At 39.1% G+C, this 2334-nt stretch carries 1 protein-coding gene and 1 pseudogene; both read left to right on the top strand.

Annotated elements, in window-relative coordinates; all coding sequences use genetic code 11:
* Positions 1 to 342 (top strand): annotated as a pseudogene (locus WMO38_RS14935) (hypothetical protein); the annotation flags it as partial.
* Positions 343 to 664: 322 nt separating this feature from the next.
* On the top strand, positions 665 to 2334 hold a 1670-nt coding region (locus tag WMO38_RS14930), incomplete at its 3' end, for a glycosyl hydrolase family 28 protein (protein ID WP_349163205.1).

Genomic DNA, 2334 nt, shown 5'->3' with positions numbered 1-2334 from the left:
AGAATTCATAATGGAGAAGCAAAAGAAGTGACTCCGATAACAGTAGAGAATGGAACAATTACATTCAGTACAAGTGAGTTCTCAACATATGCTATTGTTTACACAGATGCTGATAAGACACCAGGCACACCATCAACACCTGGTACACCATCAACACCAGGTACACCGTCAGCAGACAATGGAAATAATACAGGAAATGGTGCAGGAACAACAACAACACCATCATCACCAAATACAGGTGATATGACAATGAGAACAATAATGCCACTCGCAGCAGTTATGGGTATTGCACTTCTTGGTGCAGCATATGTTCTCATGGCAAGAACAAAGAAAGAAGATTAATATATAATCTTTGGGAAAGCGTATAAGTTAAACAATTATATAAATAACTCTATCTCCCACCGCCGCTGGCAGCCGGTTAATTCAGGCTGTCGGCGGCGGACTTCTTTTGTAAATAATGTGTAATATATTTGTTAGATGAAATAACAAAAAAACAGTGCTTTCAAACGAAAAATATGTAAAAAAATATACATAATGCACAAAAAGATAAGAAAAAAATAAATTATATTGACAAAAAGACCTAAATGTTATATTTTTAACTTACTTAAATAAAGCACTATGTAAAAGTTGTTTTTAGCACAGCAATGTGCGGATAGGAGGATTTATGAGGAGATTCAGAAAAGCAGCAGCTCTTGGTCTTGCTGCACTGATGGCTGTCGGTTCGGTAAACTTCGCAGGTATTACCACTGGAGCCGCAGGTCTGCCTACTACAGACGGACATGACAAATACGTTAATAAAAACGTATTTGATGTAATTTCAAGTGATTCGTTTGGAACAAAGGAACTTGAAAGTCCTTTATTTGATAAGACAAAAGGTTCTAGCGACATCACAGATTTGCAGGTGCCAACACTTGCATATGATGAATCAAGCATTGGCCTTGTTTGGCAGAAGCCTGAGAAATATGATAATGTAGCAGATTATAATGTTTACATTAACGGAAAACTTGCAGGTACAGCAAGAGAAAATTACAAAGTAAACGCAGCATGGGCTGCAAAGTACATGGAATCATTCTATGACTATTACAACACACAGGGCAAAAGCGATGTAGAGATGGTGAATGTAGATATTCATGCATTCAGAGCCACAGGTCTTCAGCCTGACACAGAATATACATTCAAGGTAGTTGCCATTGATAAAGACGGCAAGGAACTTGGAACTCCACAGGAAATTAAACAGAAAACAACTGCCAAGGCAGAGGTCCTTAATATTAAGGATTTCGGTGCCGTAGAGACAGAGGGATATACATCTTACGATGATGAAAAGAATGCAATCATCGAGAAGAATACAAAAGCTATTCAGGCAGCAATTGATGCATGTCCTGAAGGCGGAAAGGTTGTAATCCCTGAGAATACAGACGGAAAGGTATTCGTAAGTGGTGCTGTATGGCTCAAGAGCGATATGACACTCGAAGTAAATGGTACACTTTGGGCATCACCAAACAGTGACCATTTTGAAATCGGCTTCCTTATGTATCCTTTCTACACAGATACAAGAGGATGGGGACTTGTAAATGCTATGACATCAGACGAGTCAAATCCTATTAAGAACGTAAGAGTAACAGGTACAGGTACTCTTTATGGTAATGGCTGGAAGTATGGTGCAGGTTCAACAATGTATGGTGATGGTCTTACATCTAACAAGGGTAAGAATACACAGGCAGGTGATCCTACAGACACAGAGACATGGGGACTCCCAAGATACATGGGTGGCGGTAATGTTAATGTATTCTATCAGGGAATCCAGTCTAAGGATTCAGCTTATAAGTACCTTAAAAACACAGGTAACTATGATGATGCAAAGATTGAATCATTACGCACAGCTACAACAGCAGCAGAAGCTACAGAAGCAGCTAAAGGAATTTCCAAAGACGATTTGAAATTTGCTTATGCAACACGTTCAAGCCTTCTCATTATGAGAAACTGTGAAAATGTATATGTTGGTGATATCACAATTGAGAATCCATCAAACCATTCAGTAAATATTCTTGATTCAAGAAATATTGCTACAACAAATGTAAAAGTATTTTCATATGATGGCAACAATGGTGATGGACTTGGATACGGCTGTTCACAGAATGTAATCTGCTGGGGTAACTTCACAGATACAGGTGATGATAACTTAGGTTTCGGTGCTTCAGTTGGTATGGGTGCAAGAGATTCAGAGATTCAGACTAACTCAGAAGTATGGATGTTTGATAACTTCCTTCGTGAAGGTCACGGCGGACTTGCAGCAGGAAGCCACACAGGTAATGGTATTCAGGACGTTCTCTTTGA

It is taken from the genome of Lachnospira hominis (ex Hitch et al. 2025), from assembly GCF_040096395.1.
GTDB classification, from domain to species: domain Bacteria; phylum Bacillota; class Clostridia; order Lachnospirales; family Lachnospiraceae; genus Lachnospira; species Lachnospira hominis.
The sequence above is the reverse complement of the archived record's forward strand: the minus strand, read 5'-3'. Positions and strand labels throughout refer to the sequence as shown.